The sequence below is a fragment of the Rothia sp. HMSC08A08 genome (genome assembly GCF_001808385.1).
Taxonomy (GTDB): domain Bacteria; phylum Actinomycetota; class Actinomycetes; order Actinomycetales; family Micrococcaceae; genus Rothia; species Rothia dentocariosa.
Map to the genome: position 1 here is coordinate 70,344 of NZ_KV793057.1, position 24,027 is coordinate 94,370.

20 protein-coding genes, 1 tRNA gene and 1 riboswitch are annotated in these 24,027 nt (G+C 49.8%); of the genes, 17 read left to right on the forward strand and 4 right to left on the reverse strand.

Going from position 1 to position 24,027, the window contains the following annotated elements:
- Positions 1 to 72: 72 nt before the first annotated feature.
- A riboswitch (FMN riboswitch) is annotated at positions 73 to 212 on the forward strand.
- A 123-nt stretch (positions 213 to 335) separates the two neighbouring features.
- The 12 genes from pnuC to lgt all read left to right on the forward strand — a co-directional run bounded on the left by pnuC (position 336) and on the right by lgt (position 12,344).
- Positions 336 to 1,055 (forward strand): nicotinamide riboside transporter PnuC, encoded by a 720-nt coding sequence (gene pnuC, locus HMPREF3164_RS02280; RefSeq protein WP_070448642.1) that lies wholly within the window; start codon positions 336 to 338, stop codon positions 1,053 to 1,055.
- Entirely contained in the window at positions 1,052 to 2,299 is a 1,248-nt protein-coding gene (gene ribD / locus HMPREF3164_RS02285) for a bifunctional diaminohydroxyphosphoribosylaminopyrimidine deaminase/5-amino-6-(5-phosphoribosylamino)uracil reductase RibD (RefSeq protein ID WP_070448643.1), read from the forward strand. The genes pnuC and ribD overlap by 4 nt, the downstream gene beginning before the upstream one ends.
- Before the next feature lie 191 nt (positions 2,300 to 2,490).
- On the forward strand, positions 2,491 to 3,768 hold the full coding sequence (gene ribB / locus HMPREF3164_RS02290) for a 3,4-dihydroxy-2-butanone-4-phosphate synthase (RefSeq protein WP_048751637.1): 1,278 nt from the start codon (positions 2,491 to 2,493) through the stop codon (positions 3,766 to 3,768).
- Entirely contained in the window at positions 3,765 to 4,526 is a 762-nt protein-coding gene (locus tag HMPREF3164_RS02295) for a GTP cyclohydrolase II (RefSeq protein WP_070448644.1), read from the forward strand. Before ribB ends, HMPREF3164_RS02295 begins: the two co-directional genes overlap by 4 nt.
- Positions 4,527 to 4,608: 82 nt before the next feature.
- On the forward strand, positions 4,609 to 5,082 hold the full coding sequence (gene ribH, locus HMPREF3164_RS02300) for a 6,7-dimethyl-8-ribityllumazine synthase (RefSeq protein WP_048751639.1): 474 nt from the start codon (positions 4,609 to 4,611) through the stop codon (positions 5,080 to 5,082).
- Between the two features lie 139 nt (positions 5,083 to 5,221).
- Complete coding sequence (locus tag HMPREF3164_RS02305; protein ID WP_070448645.1) at positions 5,222 to 6,814, forward strand: anthranilate synthase component I; 1,593 nt, start codon at positions 5,222 to 5,224, stop codon at positions 6,812 to 6,814.
- 24 nt (positions 6,815 to 6,838) lie between these two features.
- Entirely contained in the window at positions 6,839 to 7,522 is a 684-nt protein-coding gene (locus tag HMPREF3164_RS02310; protein ID WP_070448646.1) for a Trp biosynthesis-associated membrane protein, read from the forward strand.
- Between the two features lie 173 nt (positions 7,523 to 7,695).
- A complete protein-coding gene (locus tag HMPREF3164_RS02315) occupies positions 7,696 to 7,950 on the forward strand; it encodes an HGxxPAAW family protein (RefSeq protein ID WP_048751642.1) in 255 nt (84 codons plus the stop codon).
- Between the two features lie 94 nt (positions 7,951 to 8,044).
- Positions 8,045 to 8,839, forward strand: a complete 795-nt coding sequence (gene trpC, locus HMPREF3164_RS02320) for an indole-3-glycerol phosphate synthase TrpC (RefSeq protein WP_070448647.1) — start codon at positions 8,045 to 8,047, stop codon at positions 8,837 to 8,839.
- A 187-nt stretch (positions 8,840 to 9,026) separates the two neighbouring features.
- Entirely contained in the window at positions 9,027 to 10,358 is a 1,332-nt protein-coding gene (gene trpB, locus HMPREF3164_RS02325) for a tryptophan synthase subunit beta (RefSeq protein ID WP_070448648.1), read from the forward strand.
- On the forward strand, positions 10,355 to 11,206 hold the full coding sequence (gene trpA, locus HMPREF3164_RS02330; protein ID WP_070448649.1) for a tryptophan synthase subunit alpha: 852 nt from the start codon (positions 10,355 to 10,357) through the stop codon (positions 11,204 to 11,206). The genes trpB and trpA overlap by 4 nt, the downstream gene beginning before the upstream one ends.
- Before the next feature lies 1 nt (position 11,207).
- Positions 11,208 to 12,344, forward strand: a complete 1,137-nt coding sequence (lgt, locus tag HMPREF3164_RS02335; RefSeq protein WP_083297320.1) for a prolipoprotein diacylglyceryl transferase — start codon at positions 11,208 to 11,210, stop codon at positions 12,342 to 12,344.
- Positions 12,345 to 12,572: 228 nt separating this feature from the next.
- Here the strand turns inward: lgt and HMPREF3164_RS02340 are convergent, their stop codons facing one another.
- Positions 12,573 to 13,145, reverse strand: a complete 573-nt coding sequence (locus HMPREF3164_RS02340; RefSeq protein WP_013398977.1) for a flavodoxin domain-containing protein — start codon at positions 13,143 to 13,145, stop codon at positions 12,573 to 12,575.
- 509 nt (positions 13,146 to 13,654) lie between these two features.
- On the opposite strand from HMPREF3164_RS02340, the gene pyk reads away from it, so the two are divergent.
- Positions 13,655 to 15,133, forward strand: coding sequence for a pyruvate kinase (gene pyk, locus HMPREF3164_RS02350; RefSeq protein ID WP_070448651.1), 1,479 nt, complete (start codon positions 13,655 to 13,657; stop codon positions 15,131 to 15,133).
- 199 nt (positions 15,134 to 15,332) lie between these two features.
- Here pyk and HMPREF3164_RS02355 read toward each other — a convergent pair.
- Positions 15,333 to 15,412, reverse strand: a tRNA-Leu gene (locus tag HMPREF3164_RS02355).
- Positions 15,413 to 15,623: 211 nt separating this feature from the next.
- On the opposite strand from HMPREF3164_RS02355, the gene HMPREF3164_RS02360 reads away from it, so the two are divergent.
- Positions 15,624 to 16,238 carry an ANTAR domain-containing response regulator gene (locus tag HMPREF3164_RS02360; protein ID WP_004004567.1) on the forward strand — a complete coding sequence of 205 codons (615 nt, stop codon included), beginning with the start codon at positions 15,624 to 15,626 and terminating at the stop codon, positions 16,236 to 16,238.
- A 440-nt stretch (positions 16,239 to 16,678) separates the two neighbouring features.
- On the opposite strand, the gene HMPREF3164_RS02365 is transcribed toward HMPREF3164_RS02360, so the two are convergent.
- Entirely contained in the window at positions 16,679 to 17,143 is a 465-nt protein-coding gene (locus tag HMPREF3164_RS02365) for a PaaI family thioesterase (protein ID WP_037231482.1), read from the reverse strand.
- 112 nt (positions 17,144 to 17,255) lie between these two features.
- Here HMPREF3164_RS02365 and HMPREF3164_RS02370 point away from each other — a divergent pair, with 112 nt between their 5' ends.
- A complete protein-coding gene (locus HMPREF3164_RS02370; protein ID WP_037230878.1) occupies positions 17,256 to 17,669 on the forward strand; it encodes a nuclear transport factor 2 family protein in 414 nt (137 codons plus the stop codon).
- 79 nt (positions 17,670 to 17,748) lie between these two features.
- On the opposite strand, the gene HMPREF3164_RS02375 is transcribed toward HMPREF3164_RS02370, so the two are convergent.
- A complete protein-coding gene (locus HMPREF3164_RS02375) occupies positions 17,749 to 19,026 on the reverse strand; it encodes a dicarboxylate/amino acid:cation symporter (protein WP_048754319.1) in 1,278 nt (425 codons plus the stop codon).
- A gap of 229 nt (positions 19,027 to 19,255) precedes the next feature.
- On the opposite strand from HMPREF3164_RS02375, the gene polA reads away from it, so the two are divergent.
- Together polA and rpsA are read left to right on the forward strand one after the other, a co-directional pair.
- Complete coding sequence (polA, locus tag HMPREF3164_RS02380) at positions 19,256 to 22,201, forward strand: DNA polymerase I (RefSeq protein ID WP_080972532.1); 2,946 nt, start codon at positions 19,256 to 19,258, stop codon at positions 22,199 to 22,201.
- Positions 22,202 to 22,522: 321 nt separating this feature from the next.
- The gene (gene rpsA / locus HMPREF3164_RS02385; protein WP_004004572.1) at positions 22,523 to 23,983 is read left to right on the forward strand and encodes a 30S ribosomal protein S1; all 1,461 of its coding nucleotides are present in this window, start codon (positions 22,523 to 22,525) and stop codon (positions 23,981 to 23,983) included.
- Positions 23,984 to 24,027 lie beyond the last annotated feature (44 nt).

The window sequence follows — 24,027 nt, forward strand, 5'->3', positions numbered from 1 at the left end:
ATGTGCAAGTACTGGTGCCTTCTCCAAGACCTGCTTTTGGCGATCTTGCGTGGTATGCCATAATTGACCCGTAATCGTGCTCCGGGGTCGGTGAAATTCCGAACCGGCGGTGACAGTCCGCGAACCGTGCGTATCAGTTATTGTGATGCTTACGGCCGAACCGGTGCAACTCCGGTACCGACAGTACAGTCTGGATGGTAGGCAGCACGAGCAGAAAGCACGGGATGCGGTCACGGTATATATTCGAAACCGTTATCTAATGTTCCAGCAATTGCCGGAATCAATGCATTTTGTTCTCCCCGGAGTCGCCGCAATGACGATGAAAGGGAGGAACAGTGAACGTTCTGCGGTGGCTCTTCGACGCACAAATACAGTTTGGAGACCAGATTCTTCTTGTGCGCGAAGTTTTAGGTAACCTTTTCGGTTTAGCCTCAGCTTTGGGCGGAATGCGCCGTAAAGTCTGGGCATGGCCGATCGGTATAGCCGGAAATCTGCTGCTTTTTACCGTTTTTATGGGTGCCTTCTTCGGCAGCCCCAACCCCATTAATATGCTTGGTCAGGCTGGGCGCCAGGTTATGTTCATAACTGTTTCTGTATGGGGCTGGTATCGTTGGCGGCAGTCCTGCAGAGCTCAAGGAACGCGTGCCGAGGGGGCAGCTGTAATTCCACGATGGGCATCCAGGCTGGAACGTTTTAGCATTATCTCTGTACTTATTCTTGGCACGATAGCGTTAACTCCAATATTTCGTTCTCTAGGGTCATACGAGCCCGTATGGTCAGATGCTTGGATATTTACCGGTTCGCTTATAGCGACCTATGGTATGGCACGAGGATGGGTAGAGTTCTGGCTAATTTGGGTTGCTGTTGATATTGTTGGTGTTCCGCTGCTTTGGAGCGCAGGCTACTATGCCACCTCTCTGATGTATGTTTTCTACGGATGCTTTACTCTTGTAGGCTTCTTCGTATGGTGGAGTACTCGGAATCGTGAAGAAAAAACCCGAGTCCAAACGCAATTTCCGGATATTACTGTTGACGTGGAATCGAGCAAATCATGACAACGTATCTAGGTCCTGAGATGTATACGCCCGTAAATGATCTTGACTATTCTGCTGCGGAGTACGGTCATCTTCAAGGAATACCCGCTTCGGTAACTGTGAAGGTCCCTGAAGGGGCATTGACCGATGATCGTGCTATGAGTTTGGCTATAGAAGCCGCTCGTCAGGGTATACGGGGGGCTAACCCACTTGTTGGAGCGGTTATTACAAACTCTGCCGGTCAAGTACTGCATATTGGATGGCATCGCGGGGCAGGAACACCTCATGCTGAAGCTGATGCCCTAGCTCAAGCCCGCGCGGCTGGCACGGATATGAGCGATGCAAAAATGTATGTGTCGCTAGAACCCTGCAATCATACAGGCAAAACTGGTCCATGCTCGCATGCTATCAAAGAAGCTGGAATTTCTCAGGTCTTTTATGCATATCCAGATAGGAGCGCTCAGGCTTCTGGCGGAGCAGAATATTTACGCTCTCACGGAGTCGTAACAACGTATATGCGAGAATTTGCTGAGGACTCGTACTCGCTAAATGAACGATGGTTTATTTCGGTCGCAGAAAAACGACCGTTTATTACCGTTAAATCTGCTTCAACTCTTGACGGTTTTATCGCGGCAGCAGACGGCACCAGTAAATGGATAACTGGTTCACAAGCACGTGCTGATGGGCATCTCATCCGAAAACGCGCAGACGCCGTGATGATCGGAACCCGCACTACACTCCTTGATAATCCCTCACTAGATGCCCGTGATATCTCAGGGCAACGCTACAAGAAACAGCCTTTACGGGTTGTCATGGGAGAAACAGATATACCAAGCACCTATAAAGTGTGTGGTCTAGGTACAAGAGACCCAGAAAATTACATGCAGGTTTACACTCACGAGCCCAGAGTCCTTCTTGACGAACTTTACAGTCGTGGGGTGCGACACCTCATGATTGAGGGAGGACCGGGAATGGTTGGTCTATTTACCGGGGAAGATCTTCTTGACGAACTTGTTTGGTACCGCGCTCCTATACTCATGGGGCACGGTAAAAGTGCAATGTACCGACTTATTACCAACACGTTGGAAAATGCCCCTCGTCTGCAGCTTGATGATCTCGGGATGCTTCCCGCAGTTCGGGTCTTAGGCGAAGACACCGCAACGCACCTGATACCAAGCCCACGCAGTACCGCAAAAAATACGCCGGGTATTCGTCGTGTACTCCCACGTTTCACTCACAAATATTTTCCAGAACCACGAGAATAAAAATTACAAAAGTTACGCATAATTCCTGGAAACAAAGTGTAGGAAAGGGAACATCGTCTTTGAGATCGTTCCGGTATGCACCTGCACGATATTTCGGGGAATAAAGGACTCGTCTTTATAGTTGTAGTGCAAGTATCGTAGCGGCATCTGAATTCCATCTCGGTGCAGCTGCCACAGAGGAGAAGACACACATGTTCACAGGAATTATCGGTGCGCTAGGTACCGTTGAATCCGTTCAACCAGTCTATAATGCTCAAGGGGCTTCGACCGGAGCTGCATATATCACTATTAACGCTGGTGACATTGTCTCTGACTTGGACCATGGAGGATCCCTAGCTGTCAACGGTGTATGCCTAACTGCCGTTGATGAGGATAGCATTGAACCGCAGCAATTTCGCGCTTATGCCATGGGGGAGACGCTCACTCGGACCAATCTAGGCACACTAACTCAAGGATCGGTCGTTAACCTTGAACGGTGCATGCCTGCCAGCGGAAGGTTCGACGGACACGTAGTCCAGGGACACGTAGATGGTATCGCGACGGTTACATCAATAACGGAACATGATGCATGGTGCACTGTTCGTTTTTCCATTCCTCAAGAACTTGCTCCGTATCTGGTTGAGAAAGGTTCTATTGCCGTCTCCGGCGTATCGCTGACAGTAACAGCGGTTTCTGCCTCTGTTGAGAGCGCTCCCTGGTTTGAAGTCGGTTTAATTCCTGAAACTCTTAGCGCAACTAATCTAGGGCAGCTTACCGTAGGAGATACTGTCAATCTTGAAACAGACGCGCTCGCTAAATATGTAGCCCGGTTGATGGAAACGAGAAATATAGATTTCCATGAAACTTCCGTAGTTGCACAAGAGCTGGATTCTATTCAGGAGGCCATTGAGGCTATCTCCGCCGGTCGAGCTGTCGTTGTAGTGGATGATGAAAACCGTGAAAATGAGGGAGATATAATTTTTGCGGCTGAATATGCTACAGAAGAACTCATGGGATTTACTATCCGCTATACTTCCGGAGTGATATGTGCTCCAATGAGTCACGAACGCGCAGACAGCATGAACTTACCGCCGATGACCGCGCACAATGAAGATCCTAAAGGTACTGCATATACGGTTTCTTGCGATGCGCGTGTAGGAAGCACAACAGGTATTAGCGCTGCCGATCGTGCCCGTACAGTCAGAGTTCTTGCAGACGCCTCAGCGGGCCCTGAAGATTTGAGCCGTCCGGGGCATATATTTCCCTTGCGTGCCGTAGCTGGTGGGGTTTTGGAACGTGCTGGGCATACAGAAGCGGCCGTAGAACTTACTCGTGCGGCAGGTCTTTCGGGCGTAGGCGTTATCGCCGAGCTTGTTCATGATGATGGAAGTATGATGCGCTTTGAGGCTTTGCGCTCTTTTGCAGCTGCACACAGCCTCCCCATGATTTCGATCGAAGACCTTATTCAGTATGTGAAGGAACGAGCATGAGTGATACTCCAGAAAAGCAGAGCACTCAGCACAAGCACATACCCTCAGAGCTCGAATTCGAGAAACGCGATCTTGCTGAGAGATTTGCCCACCAATACACAGCTTCGCCTTTAGACTTAGTGCCTCATCCCAGCCCGCAACTGGTGGAATCGACCGTTGAGGTTATTGTTCCTACACCCCATGGAAACTTTGGGGTACGTGCTTGGCGGTTTGCCGATGGTGCTGAGCATATGAGCATTCGTGCTATAGACGCCCAAGGGAACCCTATTGCATTTTCGGGAGAAGCTCAGATTCCCGCAGTGCGAATCCACTCCGAATGTGCTACTGGAGATATTCTGGGCTCCTTCCGATGCGACTGTGGTCAGCAGCTTGAGAATGGGTTAAAAATTCTCTCGCGTTATGGTGGTTGGATTCTCTATATTCGCAATCATGAAGGGCGGGGTATTGGGCTTGTAAATAAGTTGCGAGCCTATGCACTTCAAGATGTTGGCCTTGATACCCTAGACGCAAATTTAGCGCTTGGCTTAGACGAAGATATGCGTGATTACACGCAGGCGGCACTTATTCTGCAAGAACTCGGGGTTCATAATCTGCGACTTATCACAAATAATCCGGCAAAGGTTGACGCGCTGACCGAGCTGGGGCTTGAAGTACATGAGGTAATTCCTGACGAAATTCCGGCGCGTGCTGAGAACGCCAAGTACCTTGAAACAAAACGTCGGCGTATGGGGCATAGGCTCCATGGGCCTAGTATATAGTTCTTCTGGCTGATAACAGCTTGCTGTGTGGTCAGAGGACGACTTTGCGATATAAACCAACGACACCAAGGAGTTAAGAAATATGAGCGGCGCAGGAGCAGCAGATACCACTCTCAATCCCGAGGACTACACTGGATTCAAACTAGCTATTGTTGCGGCAAGCTGGCACACTCAGGTCATGGAAGGGTTACTCAATGGGGCGCAGCGCGCCGCCGCTGATGCGGGGCTGGAGCCGACTATTGTGCGTGTTCCGGGGACTTTTGAACTACCTGTTGCAGCAACCCGTCTTGCCGAAAAATACGATGCGATTGTTGCCCTCGGCGTTGTTATTCGCGGTGGAACTCCTCACTTTGACTTCGTATGTCAGGGCGCTACGAGTGGTCTGACCGATGTTTCCGTGCTGACTGGTCGCCCGGTCGGTTTCGGGGTACTCACCTGCGATAATGAACAACAAGCTCTAGACCGTGCCGGACTTCCTGGTTCCTCTGAAGACAAAGGCTATGAGGCAACGGCGGCAGCTTTGCAAACCGCAGCGACTCTCAAACGACTGAGCTAATTAACAGCGCGAAGTGTCAATTTTGATACTTCGCGCTGTTTGTTCAAACCACTGTTAGATGTGGTGGAACTTGTACACTAATACGAGAGCCCCAGGCAACAGTTTGGGCATCAGCAATCGAGCACGAAGGATTAGTCCTATGCAGGATTTGGGCATTATCTCACCCTCTCTTGAAGAATTCCGGGAACGCGCAGTGACTCACCGAGTTATTCCGGTGTGCATCAAAATTCTTGCAGACTCGCTCACACCCATTGGTATTTATCGTTCGCTGGTTCTACACGATGGTGCCGCTGATCCTGGAACTTTTTTGCTTGAATCGGCTAAGATCGCGACCGAGGGGGAATCGGCAGCTTGGGACCGGTATTCTTTTATCGGCGCTTCTTCTCGTTCAACCCTGACCACACGAGACGGCAAGATGTATTGGCAAGGGCAAACTCCGGCGGGGGCCCCAACAGAAGGCGACCCCGTTGAAGCTATCAAACAAACCCTTCGTATGCTTCATACTGAACCGGTTCCTGGCCTTCCACCGTTAACATCGGGGTTGGTAGGTTACTTGGGCTGGGACGTAGTACGCCGCTGGGAGAACCTGCCGTATCCGCCAGCTGATGACGTGAATCTCCCAGAATTTGCCTTGAACATGGTTTCTGATATGGCAATCCATGATAATACTGACGGTACAGTGCTCTTGATCGCAAATGCCATTAACTTCAACGATACCGATGAAAATGTGGATGATGCATACGTCGATGCGGTCGAACGTCTGCACCGTATGCTGCAGCAGCTAGAACAGGGTGCCTCTGAAACGGCATCGGTCTTAACCGGAGTTTCTGAGGTAAATGCTCGAATTCATCGTGAGGTTACTCAAACTTGGTCGGTGCAAGGTTATCAAGACGCAATTGATCGTTGTAAGAAAAATATTATTGATGGCGACGTCTTTCAGATCGTGATCTCACGTCGTTTTGAAGTTGAAACTGGCGCGGATGCGCTTGACGTCTACCGTGTACTTCGCCAATCTAACCCTTCACCCTACATGTACCTCTTTAACTTTGAGGATGCTGAGGGTATTCCTTTCCAAATTGTCGGTTCTTCCCCAGAAGCCTTGGTGACCCTCAAGGAGGGGCGTGCGACCTCGCATCCTATCGCTGGTTCCCGGCCTCGCGGTGCAACTCGTGAACAGGATATAGCTCTTGCTGAAGAGCTTCTTGCCGATCAAAAAGAGCGCTCTGAGCATTTGATGCTGGTTGATTTGGCGCGTAATGATCTGTCTAGGATTGCAAAGCCTGGAACGGTCTCTGTTGATGAATTCATGGTGATTGAGCGGTTTAGCCATATTATGCATATTTCTTCCTCAGTGAGTGCTGAACTTGACCCTCAATTTAGTGCTTACGATGTACTTCGCGTTGCTTTTCCGGCGGGGACTCTCTCGGGGGCTCCTAAACCGCGGGCCATGCAGCTTATCGACGAGTATGAGCCGACCCGCCGTGGGGTTTATGGGGGTGTCTGCGGATATTTTGATTTTGCTGGAAACATGGATATGGCTATTGCAATTCGTACTGCTGTTCTCAAGGGAACAAAAGCTTATGTACAGGCTGGAGCCGGTATTGTGATGGACTCCAACCCGGAGTCCGAGACTGAAGAGACCGTAAATAAATCAGCCGCTCCGCTCCGTGCTGTATTGACGGCATCGGGCCTGAAACCTTTGCAGACAAAACGCATTACCACAGCAGATTAAGAACCTGCGGGAGGGCATAATCCCATGAATACACAGCGGCATAAATCCTCGTCTTTGAATCAATCAAATAATTACGAGACAACGAGTACTGCTACGGCTTTTAGTGCGGCGGATGAAAACTTACACTCGAAACCTGCGCGACTACAAGCGCCTGGACTGGTGCTTTTAGCAGGGCTTGCTGTGGCTGCCCTTGCCTTTAGCACGACGCTTTTTCCTTGGGTCCAAGCGCATGTGAACGGGGTCTTGGGGGAACAAAACCTTGACATTAACGGGTCTCAAGCGGCGCCCGCAGTAAGCGCACTGGCGATGGTAGCTTTAGCAGCTCCTTTAGCGGCGCGCATAGCCCCTCAGCTTTTGCGGTATGTTATCGCATTGGTAAGTTTAGGATCCGGGGTGGGTATTATTTTTTCTGCGCTGTCGGTGGTGATGAATCCCGCAGATGCGGTTGTAACTGAGACCAGCAAGGTAACGGGAACCGTGGCGTCTACAGGTACGTATGCTGTGACTGTTTGGCCGTGGATTTCATGCATATCAGGTTTTCTTATTATGTGCGTGGGACTTTGGACTCTTGTAGTGGCTCGACACTGGCAAGGTGGGCGTAAATATAACCGCACAGTGCGTAACCCGCAAGAAGCTCCTGGTGAGGTCGACAATATGGATGCATGGGATCTGCTGAGCAGGGGAGAAGACCCTACCGTAGAAAAATAGTTTTAAATAGTGAAAGAGGCTTCAAACACTGCGAGTTGTACAACATTGCTCGTCTAAATATTTGTACGATTCTCACCAGCAAATTCACAGAAGACGAGGTCATGACCTAAAATCGAAGAAAGGACGTCTGTACGCATTATTCGCGTATCTGTGCACACACATGAGGAGTTTTCGTGACGGAAGAGAAAGTTGTTATTGTTCCTGAACGCCCGTATGCAAATCACGGTAGCACCGTAGCATCGTGGGTTATGATCGCCATCATGACGACCGGGGTACTTGTTGGTGCTGTTGCGTATGATCTGGCTCAGCCCGTTATCGTCTTTGTTGGTGCTGGCATTATCGTGCTGGGTCTAGTGGCTGGATTGCTTCTCAAGAGTGCTGGCTACGGTCAAGGTGGTTCTAAAACCAAAAATACTGAGCGTCACTAGTAAATACGCTACGAGCGCCTCGCCCATGACGAGGCGCTCTCTCTTGTGCTATCTCAAACTTTTGGATATTTGATGACTATGAGAAGGAACACTGTTGAGTACCGTACTAGATGAAATTATTGGTGGAGTACGTGAGGATTTAGAGGTTCGTCGTGCAAAACATCCTCTGGAAAAGGTGCAGGAGCTAGCGCTCTCTACGGCACCAGCTCTTGACGCTGTATGTGCTTTACGTGGTGATGGCCAAACTGTGCGTATCATTTCAGAGGTGAAACGTTCGTCTCCATCGAAAGGTATCCTGGGGGAAATAGCGGATCCAGCGGAACTAGCGGTGAAGTATCAGCGTGGAGGAGCAGCAGCTATTTCGGTGCTTACCGAAGAACGCCGTTTTGGCGGAAGCCTGGAGGATCTGGATGCGGTGCGTGCTCACGTCAGTATTCCCATATTGCGTAAAGATTTTATTGTTGATGAGTACCAGATTTGGGAAGCACGTGCACACGGCGCAGATCTGGTGCTTCTTATTGTTGCTGCCTTGGAAGAAGATACCTTGAGCGCTTTCTTAGAGCTTGCCGAATCGCTTGGTATGAATGCTCTCGTAGAAGCACATACTTCAGAAGAAATATCTATCGCTCAGCGTGTCGGAGCCAAAATTATAGGTATTAACGTTCGCAACCTAAAAACTCTTGAAGTCAAGAACGCGCATTATGCAGAGCTTGCGGCCGATCTGCCGGAAAGCGTTATTAAAGTTGCAGAATCTGGTGTATCTGGGCTGAGCGATGTACAGAACTACGCGCAGGCTGGTGCTGATGTCGTGCTTATTGGTGAGACTCTGGTCAAATCTGGAGACCCGGAGAAAACTGTACGTGAATTTTCGGCTGTACATCATCTCTAATGCAGATTAGAGCTATCTTACGTAGATGACAGTTTTTCACATGTGAATAATCATAGGGCTTTTCTTTATATACGCTGACGCTATGTCATTCCGCGTAGAATAGTAAGAATACGAACAAGCCGTACCATGAGTTAAGTGTACAAACCTAACTCATGGATGAAAATAAAAGTACCCGGGAAGGACAACAATGAGCGAAAACCTGGCAGACGCATTTCTTGAGGGGAAATCCCTCAAAAATGCACCCGGTCCCTACTTCGGGCAATACGGTGGGCGATGGATGCCTGAATCGTTAATTGCCGCCATGGATGAGCTTGAGTCTACCTTCCAGAATGCTAAGCAGGATCCAGAGTTTATTGCGGAATTTCAGCGACTCTCTGCTGAATACTCGAATCGTCCTTCATTGCTAACGGAAGTTCCGCGGTTCTCAGAGCACGCTGGGGCTCGGATCTTTCTGAAACGTGAAGATCTTAACCATACCGGTAGCCACAAGATTAACAATGTTTTAGGACAAGCACTTCTCGCAAAGCGCATGGGTAAGACACGTCTGATCGCAGAGACCGGTGCTGGTCAGCACGGTGTAGCAACGGCAACGGCTGCTGCGCTTTTCGGCATGGACTGTGTGATTTACATGGGTGAAGAAGATACCGAGCGGCAGGCTTTGAACGTGGCGCGTATGCAGCTTTTGGGCGCGAAAGTTATTGCCGTTCAGAATGGCTCCCGTACTCTGAAAGACGCTATTAATGAGGCTCTTCGAGACTGGGTCGCTAATGTCGAGAATACCCACTATCTGCTGGGTACAGCGGCGGGAGCACATCCTTTCCCTGCAATGGTGCGTTTCTTTCATGATGCTATTGGTTCTGAAGCACGCGAACAAATTCAACAGATGACTGGGCGTCTTCCCCACGGAGTTTCTGCATGCGTTGGTGGGGGTTCAAACGCCATTGGAATCTTCCATGCATTCCTTGATGACCACGATGTAAAACTTTACGGTTTTGAGGCGGGGGGAGACGGTGTAGAAACCGGACGTCACGCCGCAACTATTAATCTAGGACGCCCAGGAATGCTTCACGGTGCCGTAACCTACCTGATGCAAGACGAAGATGGGCAAACTATAGAGTCGCATTCGATTTCTGCTGGCCTAGACTATCCCGGCGTTGGGCCCGAACACTCGTACCTTTCAGACTTAGGCCGTGTCAGCTACCAGCCGGTGACCGATACTGAAGCTATGGATGCTTTTCAACTGCTTTGCCGTACTGAAGGTATTATTCCTGCCATCGAATCGGCGCATGCACTTGCCGGTGCGTTACGGGTCTGTCAGGAGTGGGCGCATCAAGATTCTGAGTCTGCCCGTGAAAAAATAATGGTGGTGTGCCTATCTGGTCGTGGCGATAAAGACATGGAGACCGCCTTGAAATGGTTCGATCTAGGGAAAGCAACCCCGTCATCTTCTCTCATGACAGGCAATAAAGAGGCAGTTGCTGAGAAGGCAGTGCAGGCAGAAAGCGAGGCGCACGCATGAGCTATCAAGACGCACAGCCGCATGCGGCAAAGTACGAAGTCCTTGACGGTACCTTCCCGCCCCAAAACCCGAACTCGCCTCTCGTGCAGCGGTTACGCGAATGCAAAGAAGATGGGCGTGCAGCACTTATCGGGTACCTCCCCGCAGGTTTTCCCAATTTTGAAGATTCTGTGGCAGCAGCTATCGAACTAGGCAATAACGGTGCCGACATTATTGAGCTGGGTGTACCGTACTCGGATCCGGTCATGGACGGCCCCGTTATCCAGCACGCCACAGGTGCCGCATTAGAAGGCGGCTTCAAACTTTCTCGGGTTTTTGATGCTGTACGGCGCATTACCGAGGCAACCCAAGCTGTCGTTGTCGTGATGACGTATTGGAACCCCGTACTTGCCTACGGTGTTGATAATTTTGCACGTGACCTTGCGGCTGCTGGAGGAGCTGGAATGATCACTCCAGATTTAGTACCCGATGAAGCATCGGCTTGGTTCGAAGCCTCTGAAAAATACGGGTTAGATCGTATTTTCTTGGCGGCCCTATCGTCATCCCATCAACGTTTAGAGACTATCGCTAAGGCTTCGAGCGGGTTCGTTTATGCCGTTTCTGTCATGGGCGTTACAGGGGCTCGCACCTCAGTCTCAGAAGCTGCCCAAGGACTTGTCGAAAACCTTCATGCTGCAGGTGCTGAATACGCGTGTGTTGGTTTAGGCGTTTCAACTCGTGCCCATGTTGAAGAGATCGGAACTTATGCAGATGGTGTGATTGTAGGAACGGCACTTGTAAAAGCTCTAGCTGATGGAGGTCCTACTGCGGTGGGAGCACTAACTCGTGAACTTGCAGGACGTGCATAGTATGAATGTTATATTATCGGAATCCTTTACCTCAGCAGTATCCCTTCCTCTGGCGTCGATTCCGTCGCCGAGTGTATCTTATCTTCAGCTTGGGCCGTTTCGTATCCATTTTTACGCACTTTGCATTTTAGCCGGAATAATCGTGTGTCTATGGCTTAGCGCTCGGCGCTGGGCACAAGTTGGCGGCACCCGTGAGCGCGTATATGACGTGGCAATGTGGGCTATTCCCGCTGGAATTATTGGGGCGCGTGCTTACCATGTGCTCATTACAGACCCTGGCAGCTATTTTGGTCCCAATGTCTCTGATCCTTGGGCTTTCCTGAAGATTTGGGAAGGCGGCATCGGCATTATGGGAGCGGTGTCCGTAGGAGCCCTGGGGGCCTGGATCGCTTGTCGCCGATACCAGATTAACTATGCAGCATTTGCGGATGCAGTTGCACCAGGTATTATTTTGGCGCAGGCTTTTGGTCGTTGGGGCAACTGGTTTAATCAGGAGCTTTTCGGTAAACCTACTACCCTTCCGTGGGGTTTGGAGATTAGTCAATCGAGTGGGAATTTTCCTGCTCAATATCCCGCAGGAACTCTCTTTCACCCCACGTTCCTTTACGAATCATTATGGAACCTTGTGGGCGCATTCCTTCTAATTTTCCTGGGGAATAGGTTCCTGAAGCGCGGACAAACTTTTTGGCTCTATGTGCTGTACTACGGTATTGGACGGTTCTTCATTGAAGTGTTCCTGCGTATTGATACCTCTGAAACACTTCTGGGGCTGCGGGTTCACGTGTGGACATCGGGTGCCCTGATTGTACTAGGGTTGATCGGCTTTGTTGCCGCTGGTATCCGCGCTAGGGCTAAAGCTGCAGCGGGCATTGCTGAAGCTCCAGTGCAGGGATCATCTGTTCAGCAGACCCCCAACTCAGAGAAGACTGAGACTGCCGCCCAAGATTCGGATGAGGTTTCTAACCAGGGTAAAGAGACCTTGGAAGAATCTCGGATATCCGAGAAGAAGGTAACGGAAGAGAAGCAAGCTATAAAAGACAAAGAACCAGGCACCCAGGAAGAGCCTGCAGATAGGGTTCAGACCGGTGATAAGCAGGATAAAACCCCTGAGATCCCGTGGAAAAAATCTAAATCGTAAATTCTTGGACAACTAATCTTGGGTCCTCTTCACTGTTTCAATGGTGGAGAGGACCTGACTTTTTCCTTGATGAAAGATAAAAGGAGGGGGTGGGCCGCACACACAAGACCCACCCCCTGCAACCGAATACGTTATCGGCGCGGCCTCGCACCCGCATCCGGAATCAAAAGACCGGAGGAGGAGAGAAAACCTCCGGCCAAGTCTATTTTGGTAACCTGCTATGCAATATCAGAGGAATTTGGATATTGCTTCAACAAGTGGTTTTAGAGACTCTCGGTTGGTGTAATCCGCATGACCGGTTTTATAGCACTCAAGCATTTGCTGAATACCTTCGTTGGGGTTTGGATTAGCCATCAACCAGGCGCGAACCGGACCTTTAAGAGCGGTCTTATGAGCAAGTGAAAGCTCTGAAAAGTCAATCCCACCACGTAAATGGAAAGTCGGGCGTCCATCGGTGAGTTCTGCAGTATAACTTTTAGCGACAGCCTTGTCGAGCAGTTTCTTGGAGTACTCGCCTGTGAAGGAAACCGTGAAGAATGCAGTACGTTCCTTTTTAGGGAGAATAAAGGGAACAATCTTCTTCTTGAGGCTGGGAGCGCCTGTAAGGAACCCGCCGTAATCGCTACCGCCAATAATAACGGAGTCCGCTGCTTCCACAAGTTCAGGGGTTACTTCTGTAGCCCGTAAAGTATCGACTTCAGGAGCCTGTGGTAATGCTCGCAGATCTTCTGCTATCCAGTTCGCATAACGCTCGGTGTACCCATAGGTTGAACCGAAGATAATCAGCACACGAATGGTCACTGAAGCCTCCCAAAGCAAATTTGCATACAAGATACTAATTATTGATTCCAGTCTATGGCAGGTGGTGATAAATGTGAAATTGCCTAGCCAATACTGGCGTGTCGTTTTTATCACATGGAAGAGGGGAGTGAGTGATGAACATCAAGGTGTGTCATACATGATGTGGGCATATTTGTTTCTCGGACAGGAGCGCTTGGCCATAGTTTCAAATGAGATGTCAGAAAACAACTAAAACCTAATTATTGTTCTGAGGGGCAGGTAGAGAGCACGTGAGTCTTGAGTGGGCAACATGGTTCGAGGTTAAAACTAGGATTTCCTGAAAATACCGAGAATTTTCCTCCCGAAAACGCTTGAGAAGGAATATACTAGAAGGGATGAATGCCGCACATGCCATGTTGTGTATACATGGTGTTGTGTGGGAATAATTGGGACTCCTGATGAGAAGGTTCCATCTATATTATGGGTATCTTTCTTAGAAAGTTCCACCCCAACACACGAAGGTTAGGTACATGAGGCGCGCAAAAATCGTTGCAACCATTGGTCCGGCTATTTCTTCTCCCGAAAAAATTGCGGAAGCGATCAAGGCGGGTATGAACGTTTCCCGTCTGAATATGAGTCACGGTGACCATGACGTTCACACTAACTCTTACACAACTATCCGTGAACAATCCGCGGCGTTGGGGAAAGAAGTAGCTATTCTTGCTGATCTGCAAGGTCCTAAGATCCGTTTGGAGCGCTTTGTAAACGGGGAAGAATATCTAAAGCCTGGCGCTGATTTTACGATTACTTCTGAGGACGTTGAGGGTACCAAAGATATCTGTGGTACGACTTATAAAGGTCTTCCTGGCGATGTGAAGCCTGGCGATAAACTTTTGCTGGATGACGGTAAGATCCAGCTGGAAGCCGTTGAAGTAACTCCAACTCGTGTTCGCACTCGTGTGATTGTAGGCGGACCTATTTCAAACAATAAAGGCATCAACCTTCCTGGGGCGGCCGTTTCTCTTCCCGCACTGACCGAGAAGGATGAGGCTGACCTTCGTTTTGCCCTGAATTTGGGCGTAGATATTATTGCTCTTTCCTTTGTACGTAGCGGGAAAGACGTAAACCGCGTTCATGAGATCATGGACGAAGAGGGTATCCGTATTCCGGTGATTGCCAAGATCGAAAAGCCTCAAGCCGTTGATAATCTGCAAGATATTATCGACAAGTTTGATGGCATCATGGTTGCCCGTGGCGACCTTGGCGTGGAACTGCCGTTCTCTGAGGTGCCACTGGTTCAGAAGAAAGCTATTGAGATGGCTCGCCGCTGGGCTAAGCCCGTTATCGTGGCAACTCAGGTACTTGAGTCCATGATCTCTAGCCCGACTCCTACGCGCGCGGAAGTCTCTGACTGTGCAAACGCAATCTTGGATGGCGCCGATGCGGTGATGCTCTCCGGCGAGACTTCGGTGGGTAATTACCCCATTATTACCATTGCGGCAATGGCCTCCATTATTCGTGATACTGAGGAAAAAGGTCTATACCGCGTACCACAGCTGGACCGTAAGCCCCGTACCCGTGGTGGTGCCATCACGCGTGCAGCTGTAAACATTGCGGAACAATTGGATGTAGATTACATTAGTACTTTTACCCAGACGGGTGACTCAGCACGCCGTTTAGCACGTCTACGCCCTGCGCAGCCGGTACTTGCTTTCACCCCCAACCCAAAGGTGCGTGCTTTTATCTCACTGTTGTGGGGTGTTGAAGCTGCGCATGCGCCGGTGGCGACCAACATTGACGGTACGACCGACATCGTAAATGACTACCTGGTCGAGCATAAGCTCGCAGAACCGGGTGATCTTATTGTGATTGCTGCAGGTTCCCCTCCCGGGGTGGCGGGATCAACCAATATGGTTAAGGTACACCGTATTAAGGAACAGGGTTCCGGCGAACATGAACCGGAAGAGCGTGAGCACCTGCGCCCCTACGGGGAAGACGAACACAAGTAAGGTTCTTCTTTATCGTGTAAACATTTTTCGAACTGAATCTATGAGAAGTCCCGCCTCTTTGATGCAGGAGGCGGGACTTTCTATATGCGGAAAGACCCACCATATGAGTTGCGGGTACACAATCTATTGAACTGGAGCTCCAAGAAAATAAAAACTCGTCTCAAAACCATAACTATGGTCAAGACGAGTTTAGTAAATGTGCCCGAGGTGGGACTCGAACCCACACTCCGAAGAACCTGATTTTGAGTCAGGCGCGTCTGCCAATTCCGCCACTCGGGCTTGCACTCAAAGGTACGCATAAGATTTTACCCTATCGATTGGCATAAAATCGAATTACAAAGAGTGAGAAATGTCCACAGTATTCTTTGAATCCTCGACGATAGTTTTGCATCTAGACGAGAAACATACAAATTTCAACCTTATACAGTAGATGAAGTTTTATTAACTACTGTAGAATAAAGGCGACTGAAAATAGACCAAGGAGAGAGTTATGTCAGAGAAGACCGCTCACGAACACGAGGGAGATCAGGTCTCGGCGCGCACCGTTGTGGTTGCCGAAGACGAAGCATTGATTCGCCTGGACATCGTCGAAATCCTGAAGGACCAAGGGTTCGAGGTCGTGGCAGAGACCGATAATGGTAAAACCGCTATCGAGCTTGCCAAAAAACACCATCCCGATTTGGTGCTCATGGATGTCAAAATGCCGATTATGGACGGTATTACAGCCGCCGAGGAAATCGGAAAGGAAAAAATAGCGCCTGTGGTGCTCCTGACTGCTTTCAGCCAGAAAGAGCTGGTGGATCGTGCTGTTGAAGCTGGGGCCATGGCATATGTGGTCAAGCCCTTTACTCCTAATGACCTTTTCCCCGCTATCGAGGTGGCGCTTTCTCGATATGAACAGCTGCGTACGCTAGAGAAAGAGGTTACAACTATTCGTGATCAGTTTGAGACTCGAAAGCTCGTAGATCGTGCCAAGTCTTTGCTTATCACCAAAATGAACCTCACCGAACCTGAGGCATTCCGGTGGATTCAGAAGACCTCAATGGACCGTCGCCTCTCTATGCGAGAGGTATCCGATACTATTATCAAGCAGCTGTCTGAGTAATCTTCTTGGGACCTTAGTGTCAAGTCCCAAACGATGATTAGCTGCTGCTCTAGAATATAAAATTCAGGAGTGTGGATTTTCAGGACAACAAGACTCTTGTTGTCCTGAAAATCCACACTCCTGCTTTACGCTTTTATTTGCTCACGACAGCCTTGAAATGAATGTATTAGCGTCGCATTATACGGGTTATGTCGTCATCGTCATCACTACCATGAGGACCTTTAATCGGGCGTGCTGTTGGGGACCCAGCCCAGAGTAAAACGCCAGCTGCTATGAAAAGTCCTAACCACCAGAAACTTCCTGGATTTCCCATAGCGGCAACCCAACATACCAGTAGAGCAGCTATGGCTAAGGGCAATGTAATACGTTTTGCACGGACGATTTTTGGATAGCGTTTGGAATACGGTTGGCGCGCCATATCAATCCTCTATATGTCTGCTTTAGGGTCGTGGAATGATCATATTAGTTATACGAGCTGTACAAATAGTTCGATCGGACTCATCCATAATCTCTATAGTGTGTACGCAAACGGTACGTCCCAGCTTAACTGCCGTACAGATTCCCGTAACGTGGCCACTAATAGCGGGGCGCACGTGAGTTGCATTGAGATCTACCCCAACGGCTATGGAGTCAACTCCTCCATGGATACCTGCTGCTAATGAACCAAGAGTTTCTGCAAGAACAGCCGAGGCACCTCCGTGGAGCAAACCGACAGGCTGGGTATTCCCCTGCACAGGCATGGATGCCACAGCTCGCTCAGCAGTTAGCTCACTAAAGATAATTCCCATACGGGGGATTAGCTCTCCCAAACCCTTCGGAAAGAATTTATGAGCCTCTGCGGGTACACCGTACTCGTTGAGCTGCGCTATAAGGTCAGCAGATAGTTTAGGGGTAGATTCAGTCATGCCTTCAAGTGTACTCCCAGTGATAGGGTGGAGTAGAAAAAGAGCTCTTATCAAGTATCTGTTTGTCGGGATTGAGAAGAAACGAGATTCCTGCTTTGGAAGGTGTAAGAATATGGATGATCATGCACGTATCTATGAAGAATGGCATCGGTACGCTAAAAACCGTGATACTGAAGGACTGCTCAGCCTTTATGCTGAGGACGCAGTTTTTGAAAGCCCCCTCGTGCCAGCAATAATTCCCGGAGCTGGCGGCGGAGTTTTGCGGGGACGAGAAGCGATTAAGCATTTTCTGGAAGAGGGCACCCACCGTCGTCCGAATGAACTTGTACGTTGGTACCGCACGGGGGAGTATCTGACTAATGGGAAAACTTTGGTGTGGGAATATCCGCGAGAAACTCCTGAAGGAGAACAAATAGATATCTTAGAGCTCATGGAAATATCTGATGGGCTTATTGTGAACCATCGCATCTATTGGGGTTGGAAAGGATGTCAGCATATTAGCGAAGCCCTCGTACGGAATAAGTAAGGTGTAAGTAAAGCTCCATATGAATAACGGGGTGCGCATCCAAGGTTTCTGGACGCGCACCCCGTCGTTTAGATCAAGGCTATGCCGAAATTGCTTCTGCTTTTTCGATGTCTTCATCGCTAATCCCGGCAGTTGGATCAACTCCCAATATCTTAGAGATACGTTCGGTAAACGTTGCAATGGTGGCATCTCCGGTGACATTAGTTGCGGTACCGAAAGAGTCTTGCGCAAGGTACAGAGCAATCATGAGGGCGATCATGGATTCATTGAAACCAAGCATCGACTCCAGCAGCCCAATGGCGGTCATCACGCCTCCGCCGGGTACACCCGGGGCCGCGACCATCATAATGCCTAGCATAAGCACTACTGGAGTTACCGAGGCAAAATTGGGGTTTTGCCCAGTCATATACAGGACTGCGACTGCACATGAAGTAATCGTGATCATAGAACCCGAAAGGTGGATGGTAGCGCATAGCGGAATAGCGAAATCAACCACGCGAGGAGAAATACCAGCCTTCTTCGCGGATCGAACCGTTACCGGGATGGTAGCTGCTGAGGACTGGGTTCCGATGGCCGTGAAATAGGCGGGCATCATGGTCTTGAGCATCCTAAACGGGTTGCGTTTTGAAACGCTTCCGGCAACTGTGTACTGTAGCGTTAGCGTTACCCAGTGCAAGATAATGACCATAATGAATACCATGCCAAAGACCGAGAGAATCTTAGCAACCTGGCCCGCAAGGGTCATATTCGCAAAGACACCCACGATATGGATGGGTAGAAGCGGAATAATAACGTAGCTGAGAAGCTTCTCAATGATAACTTGAAAATCCTCGAAGAGATTGAGCATGCTACGAGTCTTGAGGGCTGTTATTCCCAGACCTAGGATAAAGGACAGAATAAGTGCGCTCATCACTCCCATAATGGGGTCAAGCTCAAACTTGATGTATCCTGTCGAGAGTGCATTTTCAGGGTTATCAAAAGATTCTAACCGTTGCCCCTTCAACAAAATAGGGTACAGGAATAGTGCCGCCGTTAAAGCTAAAAATCCAGCAACAATACTGGAAAGATATGACAGAGCTACGGTAATGCCCAGCATCTTACCTGCACCTTGGGCTAGCGAACCAATTCCTGGAACGATAAAACCGATAATAATAAGCGGGATAGAGAAGCTCAGGAACGCACTGAAAACAGTAGAGAACGAGACAAAGATCTGAACTACAACATCGGTAGGGATAGAGATACCCAGCCCGCTATTTATGCCACCGATCATCCCAGGAGTTGTAGCACCGATAAGAACACCTGCAAGAATTGCAATCACAATCCAGGCAAGGAGAGGGATCTTTTTGAGTAGTTTCATAATTTCCTATGTGTGTTGGGACCGATAAGATCCATGCCGCTCATCCCCGGTATTCTCAGGGAACACTCAAGTATAGAGTTATATCCTAGCGTGAATGAATATGTTTATCCAGCGACAGGACAGACGTTCATGACATGAAAACGCCTAGCCGGTACTAGGCCTTTTAGAAGTTTTCAGGCGTGTTGCGTTCACTATCACTCCCCCCGTCGAAAACCTCTAGAATGGGATTGTGAGTAACTCAGAAAATACCCTGCTCCTTATTGATGGACATTCACTGGCCCTTCGCTCTTTCTTTGGCATTTATACAATGGCAGAGAAAACGGGAAACCATGTTTTTGTGCGAAGCGACGGGCAGCATACGGAAGCAGTTCATGCCTTCCTGTCTACCTTGCTGAACATTATTAAAGACCATAACCCCAGCCATATTGCGGTGGCATTCGATCTGCCCGGTGGTACTTTTCGCACGGAGGAATACAGCGAATATAAGAGCGGTCGTAACGTTATCCCTGAAGCCTTCGACGGGCAGCTTGATCTCATCAAGAAGATGCTCGGAGCTCTGAAAATCCCGGCGCTCACCCAGGAGAATTATGAGGCAGATGATATCGTCGCGACCCTGACACGGCAGGGATCAGAAGCTCAATACAAAGTGCTCATTCTTTCAGGAGACCGCGATATTTTCCAGCTTGTTACGGACGATGTTACATTGCTGTATCCCGTAACGACTGGTCCCTCCAAAGGTATTCAGCGTATGGATCCTGCAGCGGTTGAGAAAAAAACAAAAGTACCACCTCGGCTGTATCCGGATCTCGCTGCGCTCACCGGTGAGCAAGCCGATAATCTGCCTGGAGTCCCCGGAGTTGGACCAGGCTTTGCTGCTAAATGGCTTCACGAGTACGGTGATCTTGAAGGTGTACTTGCTAATAGCGAGAACATCAAAGGTAAAAAAGGTGAGGCTCTGCGCGAAAACATTGAGAATGTGCGCAGGAACCGTCGCCTCAACCAGCTTGTTGACACGCTCAATTTGGATATTGAGTTCGATCAAATGCGGTTTATTCCGGACCTTCAGGAGCTTGAAACGTTCTTCGATGAAGTGGAATTCCGCACTATTCGTAAGCGGGCCCAGGATATATTAGGGCCTGTCATACGTGCTTTGGGCGCGCAAGCTCGTACCGCAGGTGAAGAACCCATGACAGATAACGGGGTTCCGAGTGGTCCCACCTTTGAGCCGATTCGTACCGATGATTCGATCACCGTGACATCGGCCGCAGATTTTCGTGCATGGTGCGAGCATGCAACCCACGTTGGGTATGGGCGTGACGCATCGGGGAATGCCATAGAGGTCCCCGAAAGGCTTGAAGGCGCGGTTACGCTCTTCCCTGTGATTGATGTGCCTGTAGCTCGTGAAGGTGTGAAAGTTACCAAGACTAAGATTCGTGCTGCTGAAGAGAATCCGGTACTGCGAGGAATTATTCTGACCTCGAAAGAATCGTCGCTGTGGATCAACCTGACGAATATTTCCGAAGATCTCGCCTCAGCATTCGCGGAGTGGGTTTCTGACCCTCAAATGCGTAAGATCGTGATGGATCTCAAAAATCAGCGGAAACTCTTACGTGAGTACGGGTATAAACTCGATGGAGCCATCGAAGATCCGTCGTTATCCTCGTACATGTGCGGATACATAGCAGCTGCGAATCGTAGGCTCTTTGCTGAACGTATTGAGGATTTAGCTGAGAAATATCTTTGGATTCCCCAACAGGAATTCAGTGAACTTGTCTTCCCAGAGGAAGCACCCTCACTTTTTGAGATGCCTGGTGAAGAGAACCTACGTTACTTTACCCAGGTTTCACGGGTTATTCACGAACTGGCGCGTATTCTGCACTTCGAAATGCAAGAACAGGGCCAGCTTAAGATTTATGAAGATATTGAGCTGCCGCTTCTGTACGTTCTGGCTGATATGGAGCAGGCGGGTATCGCTGTCTCAGATGCCTTACTAAACGAGCTTAATGATACGTTTAGCTCACGCGCATCCATGGCCGAGGAACAGGCGAAAGTACTTATTGGCGGTGACGTCAATGGTGAGCCCCTCAACCTGGCATCTGTGAAACAGCTCCAAACTGTACTCTTTGAGAGGCTCGGTCTTCCGAAGACCCGCAAAATTAAGTCCGGGTATTCAACGGATTCAGAATCTGTGGCTGACTTGTTGACCAAAGTATCGCCGGAATCAGATGGTGCTCAATTCTTGATTGCGCTCCAGGCGTACCGAGATAATATCAAGCTCAAGCAGACTGTCGAAGGTTTACAAAAAGCGGCAGTCACAGATGGTCGTGTACACACTACTTTCCAGCAAAATGCTGCATCAACGGGGCGTCTTTCCTCGACGGCACCGAACCTGCAGAATATCCCAATCCGCACTGATGAAGGACGACGTATCCGCGGTGCCTTTATCGTGGCTCCAAAAGTTTTAGACGGTGTAGAGTATGAAGGTTTGCTCACCGCCGACTACTCGCAGATTGAGATGCGTATTATGGTGCATCTTGCCGCCGATGAGAAATTAATCCAGGCTTATGCGGATGGTGAAGACCTGCATCGGTACGTTGGCTCTGAGGTGTTCGGGGTTGCCCCCGAAGAGGTGACACCCCAGATGCGTGCGAAAGTTAAAGCAATGTCTTATGGATTGGCATACGGTCTTTCTCGGTTTGGTCTCGCAAAGCAGCTCAATATTAGTTCCGATGAGGCAGGGGAGTTGCGTACCAACTACTTCAAACGATTTGGTCGTGTGGGGCGTTTCCTGCGCGGGGTCGTCAAACAGGCTCATAACGACGGTTATACCGAAACTATTTATGGGCGCCGACGTTCACTGCCAGATCTTGACTCTCCAAACCGAACTCGACGTGAGGCAGCCGAACGAGCTGCCCTCAACGCTCCAATTCAGGGGACAGCTGCAGACATCATTAAAATCGCAATGATTAACATTCACCGCCGACTTCAAGAAGAGAATCTCAAGACCCGCATGCTCTTGCAGGTTCACGACGAGATTATCCTCGAAGTTGCCGTCGGTGAACGCGAAGCAGCGCAGCGCATCCTAGTAGAGGAGATGAGTGAAGCTATTGAGCTGAAGGTTCCTCTCGACGTGCAAGTTGGCTGGGGCAAGTCCTGGGAAGAAGCCGGACACTAGTCAGAAGCCGCGAAGAGAGATGAACGATGCCGTCGGACTTATTCGGAATATATTGCACACAGAATAGTGCAAGAAATACCCGCATCGATGCGCGTCGTTCATTGACGACACGCCCGAAAAACACGTACACTAGTAATCGCGTGTATCAGCATCCCTATGCACCAGAGGCATGTACCTACGCATCTTCCGGATGATACGCGCGGTAAGTATCCGTCAGACTCGACGTCACCTCTCGTGCTTTGAGTAGGAAACAGTAAGTGAGCGCTCGCAAACTTGCCGGAGACGTCGACCTATTATTAATCCAATTGGAGCCCTAACTACATGAGCACCAACATCCCTCAGGTCGCAATCAACGACATCGGCAACGAGGAAGAATTCCTCAAGGCAGTTGACGAGACCATCAAGTACTTCAACGATGGCGATCTCGTCTCCGGTCAGGTTGTTAAGGTTGATCACGACGAGGTTCTGCTCGACATCGGTTACAAGACCGAAGGCGTCATTCCCTCTCGCGAGCTTTCTATCAAGCACGATGTAGATCCCGGTGAAGTAGTCGCAGTTGGCGATGAAATCGAGGCTCTCGTCCTGACTAAGGAAGACAAGGAAGGTCGCCTGATCCTCTCCAAGAAGCGCGCACAATACGAGCGTGCATGGGGCGACATCGAAAAGATCAAGGAAAACGACGGCGTCGTCACCGGTACCGTTATTGAGGTTGTCAAGGGCGGTCTTATCCTTGACATTGGTCTGCGAGGCTTCCTGCCCGCATCCCTCGTTGAGATGCGTCGTGTTCGCGATCTTGCACCCTACATCGGTCAGCAGCTCGAAGCTAAGATCATCGAGCTTGACAAGAACCGCAACAATGTTGTTCTCTCTCGCCGTGCATGGCTTGAGCAGACTCAGTCCGAGGTTCGCTCCACTTTCCTCAACCAGCTCGAAAAGGGCCAGGTACGCGAAGGTGTTGTATCGTCTATCGTCAACTTCGGTGCCTTCGTCGATTTGGGTGGCGTGGACGGTCTGGTTCACGTTTCCGAACTCTCCTGGAAGCACATCGACCACCCCTCCGAGGTTGTCGAAGTTGGTCAGCCTGTAACCGTTGAAGTTCTTGAGGTTGATCTGGATCGTGAGCGTGTCTCGCTGTCCTTGAAGGCTACCCAGGAAGACCCGTGGCAGGCATTTGCTCGCACTCACGCTCTGGGTCAGATCGTACCCGGTAAGGTTACTAAGCTCGTTCCCTTCGGTGCGTTTGTTCGTGTTGAAGATGGTATTGAGGGTCTGGTTCATATCTCTGAGCTTGCTGTGCGCCATGTTGATTTGGCAGAGCAGGTTGTTTCGGTGGGCGAAGAGCTCTTCGTCAAGATCATTGATATTGATATGGATCGTCGTCGTATCTCCCTGTCCCTCAAGCAGGCTAACGAAGGCGTTGATCCTAACGCTACTGAGTTCGATCCCGCACTCTACGGTATGGCAGCTGAATACGATGAAGCTGGCAACTACAAGTACCCCGAAGGCTTCGATCCCGAAGCTAACGAATGGCTTGAAGGCTTTGACGCACAGCGCGAGGCTTGGGAAGCACAGTATGCAGAAGCACAGGCTCGTTTCGAGGCACACAAGGTTCAGGTTGCTAAAGCACTTGAAGCTGACGCAGAGGCAGCCGCTGCTGCTCCCGTTGCCGCAGCTGAGCCAGCACCCGCATCATCTTACTCTTCCGATGAGAAGTCTTCCGCTGGTACTCTCGCATCTGACGAGGCTCTAGCAGAACTGCGTAAGAAACTGACTGGCAACTAAGGTTTACTCGTTTATGTAGTAGCCTCTAGTTCTAGAGTATAAGT

What these genes read in the sequence shown, in the direction of transcription:
- rpsA (WP_004004572.1), top strand. Translation starts at nt 22,523, where the DNA reads ATGAGCACCAACATCCCTCAGGTCGCAATCAACGACATCGGCAACGAG.
- HMPREF3164_RS02370 (WP_037230878.1), top strand. Translation starts at nt 17,256, where the DNA reads ATGGATGATCATGCACGTATCTATGAAGAATGGCATCGGTACGCTAAA.
- HMPREF3164_RS02295 (WP_070448644.1), top strand. Translation starts at nt 3,765, where the DNA reads ATGAGTGATACTCCAGAAAAGCAGAGCACTCAGCACAAGCACATACCC.
- HMPREF3164_RS02375 (WP_048754319.1), bottom strand. Translation starts at nt 19,026, where the DNA reads ATGAAACTACTCAAAAAGATCCCTCTCCTTGCCTGGATTGTGATTGCA.
- ribH (WP_048751639.1), top strand. Translation starts at nt 4,609, where the DNA reads ATGAGCGGCGCAGGAGCAGCAGATACCACTCTCAATCCCGAGGACTAC.
- pyk (WP_070448651.1), top strand. Translation starts at nt 13,655, where the DNA reads ATGAGGCGCGCAAAAATCGTTGCAACCATTGGTCCGGCTATTTCTTCT.
- trpA (WP_070448649.1), top strand. Translation starts at nt 10,355, where the DNA reads ATGAGCTATCAAGACGCACAGCCGCATGCGGCAAAGTACGAAGTCCTT.
- HMPREF3164_RS02305 (WP_070448645.1), top strand. Translation starts at nt 5,222, where the DNA reads ATGCAGGATTTGGGCATTATCTCACCCTCTCTTGAAGAATTCCGGGAA.
- HMPREF3164_RS02365 (WP_037231482.1), bottom strand. Translation starts at nt 17,143, where the DNA reads ATGACTGAATCTACCCCTAAACTATCTGCTGACCTTATAGCGCAGCTC.
- ribD (WP_070448643.1), top strand. Translation starts at nt 1,052, where the DNA reads ATGACAACGTATCTAGGTCCTGAGATGTATACGCCCGTAAATGATCTT.
- lgt (WP_083297320.1), top strand. Translation starts at nt 11,208, where the DNA reads ATGAATGTTATATTATCGGAATCCTTTACCTCAGCAGTATCCCTTCCT.
- HMPREF3164_RS02310 (WP_070448646.1), top strand. Translation starts at nt 6,839, where the DNA reads ATGAATACACAGCGGCATAAATCCTCGTCTTTGAATCAATCAAATAAT.
- ribB (WP_048751637.1), top strand. Translation starts at nt 2,491, where the DNA reads ATGTTCACAGGAATTATCGGTGCGCTAGGTACCGTTGAATCCGTTCAA.
- trpB (WP_070448648.1), top strand. Translation starts at nt 9,027, where the DNA reads ATGAGCGAAAACCTGGCAGACGCATTTCTTGAGGGGAAATCCCTCAAA.
- HMPREF3164_RS02360 (WP_004004567.1), top strand. Translation starts at nt 15,624, where the DNA reads ATGTCAGAGAAGACCGCTCACGAACACGAGGGAGATCAGGTCTCGGCG.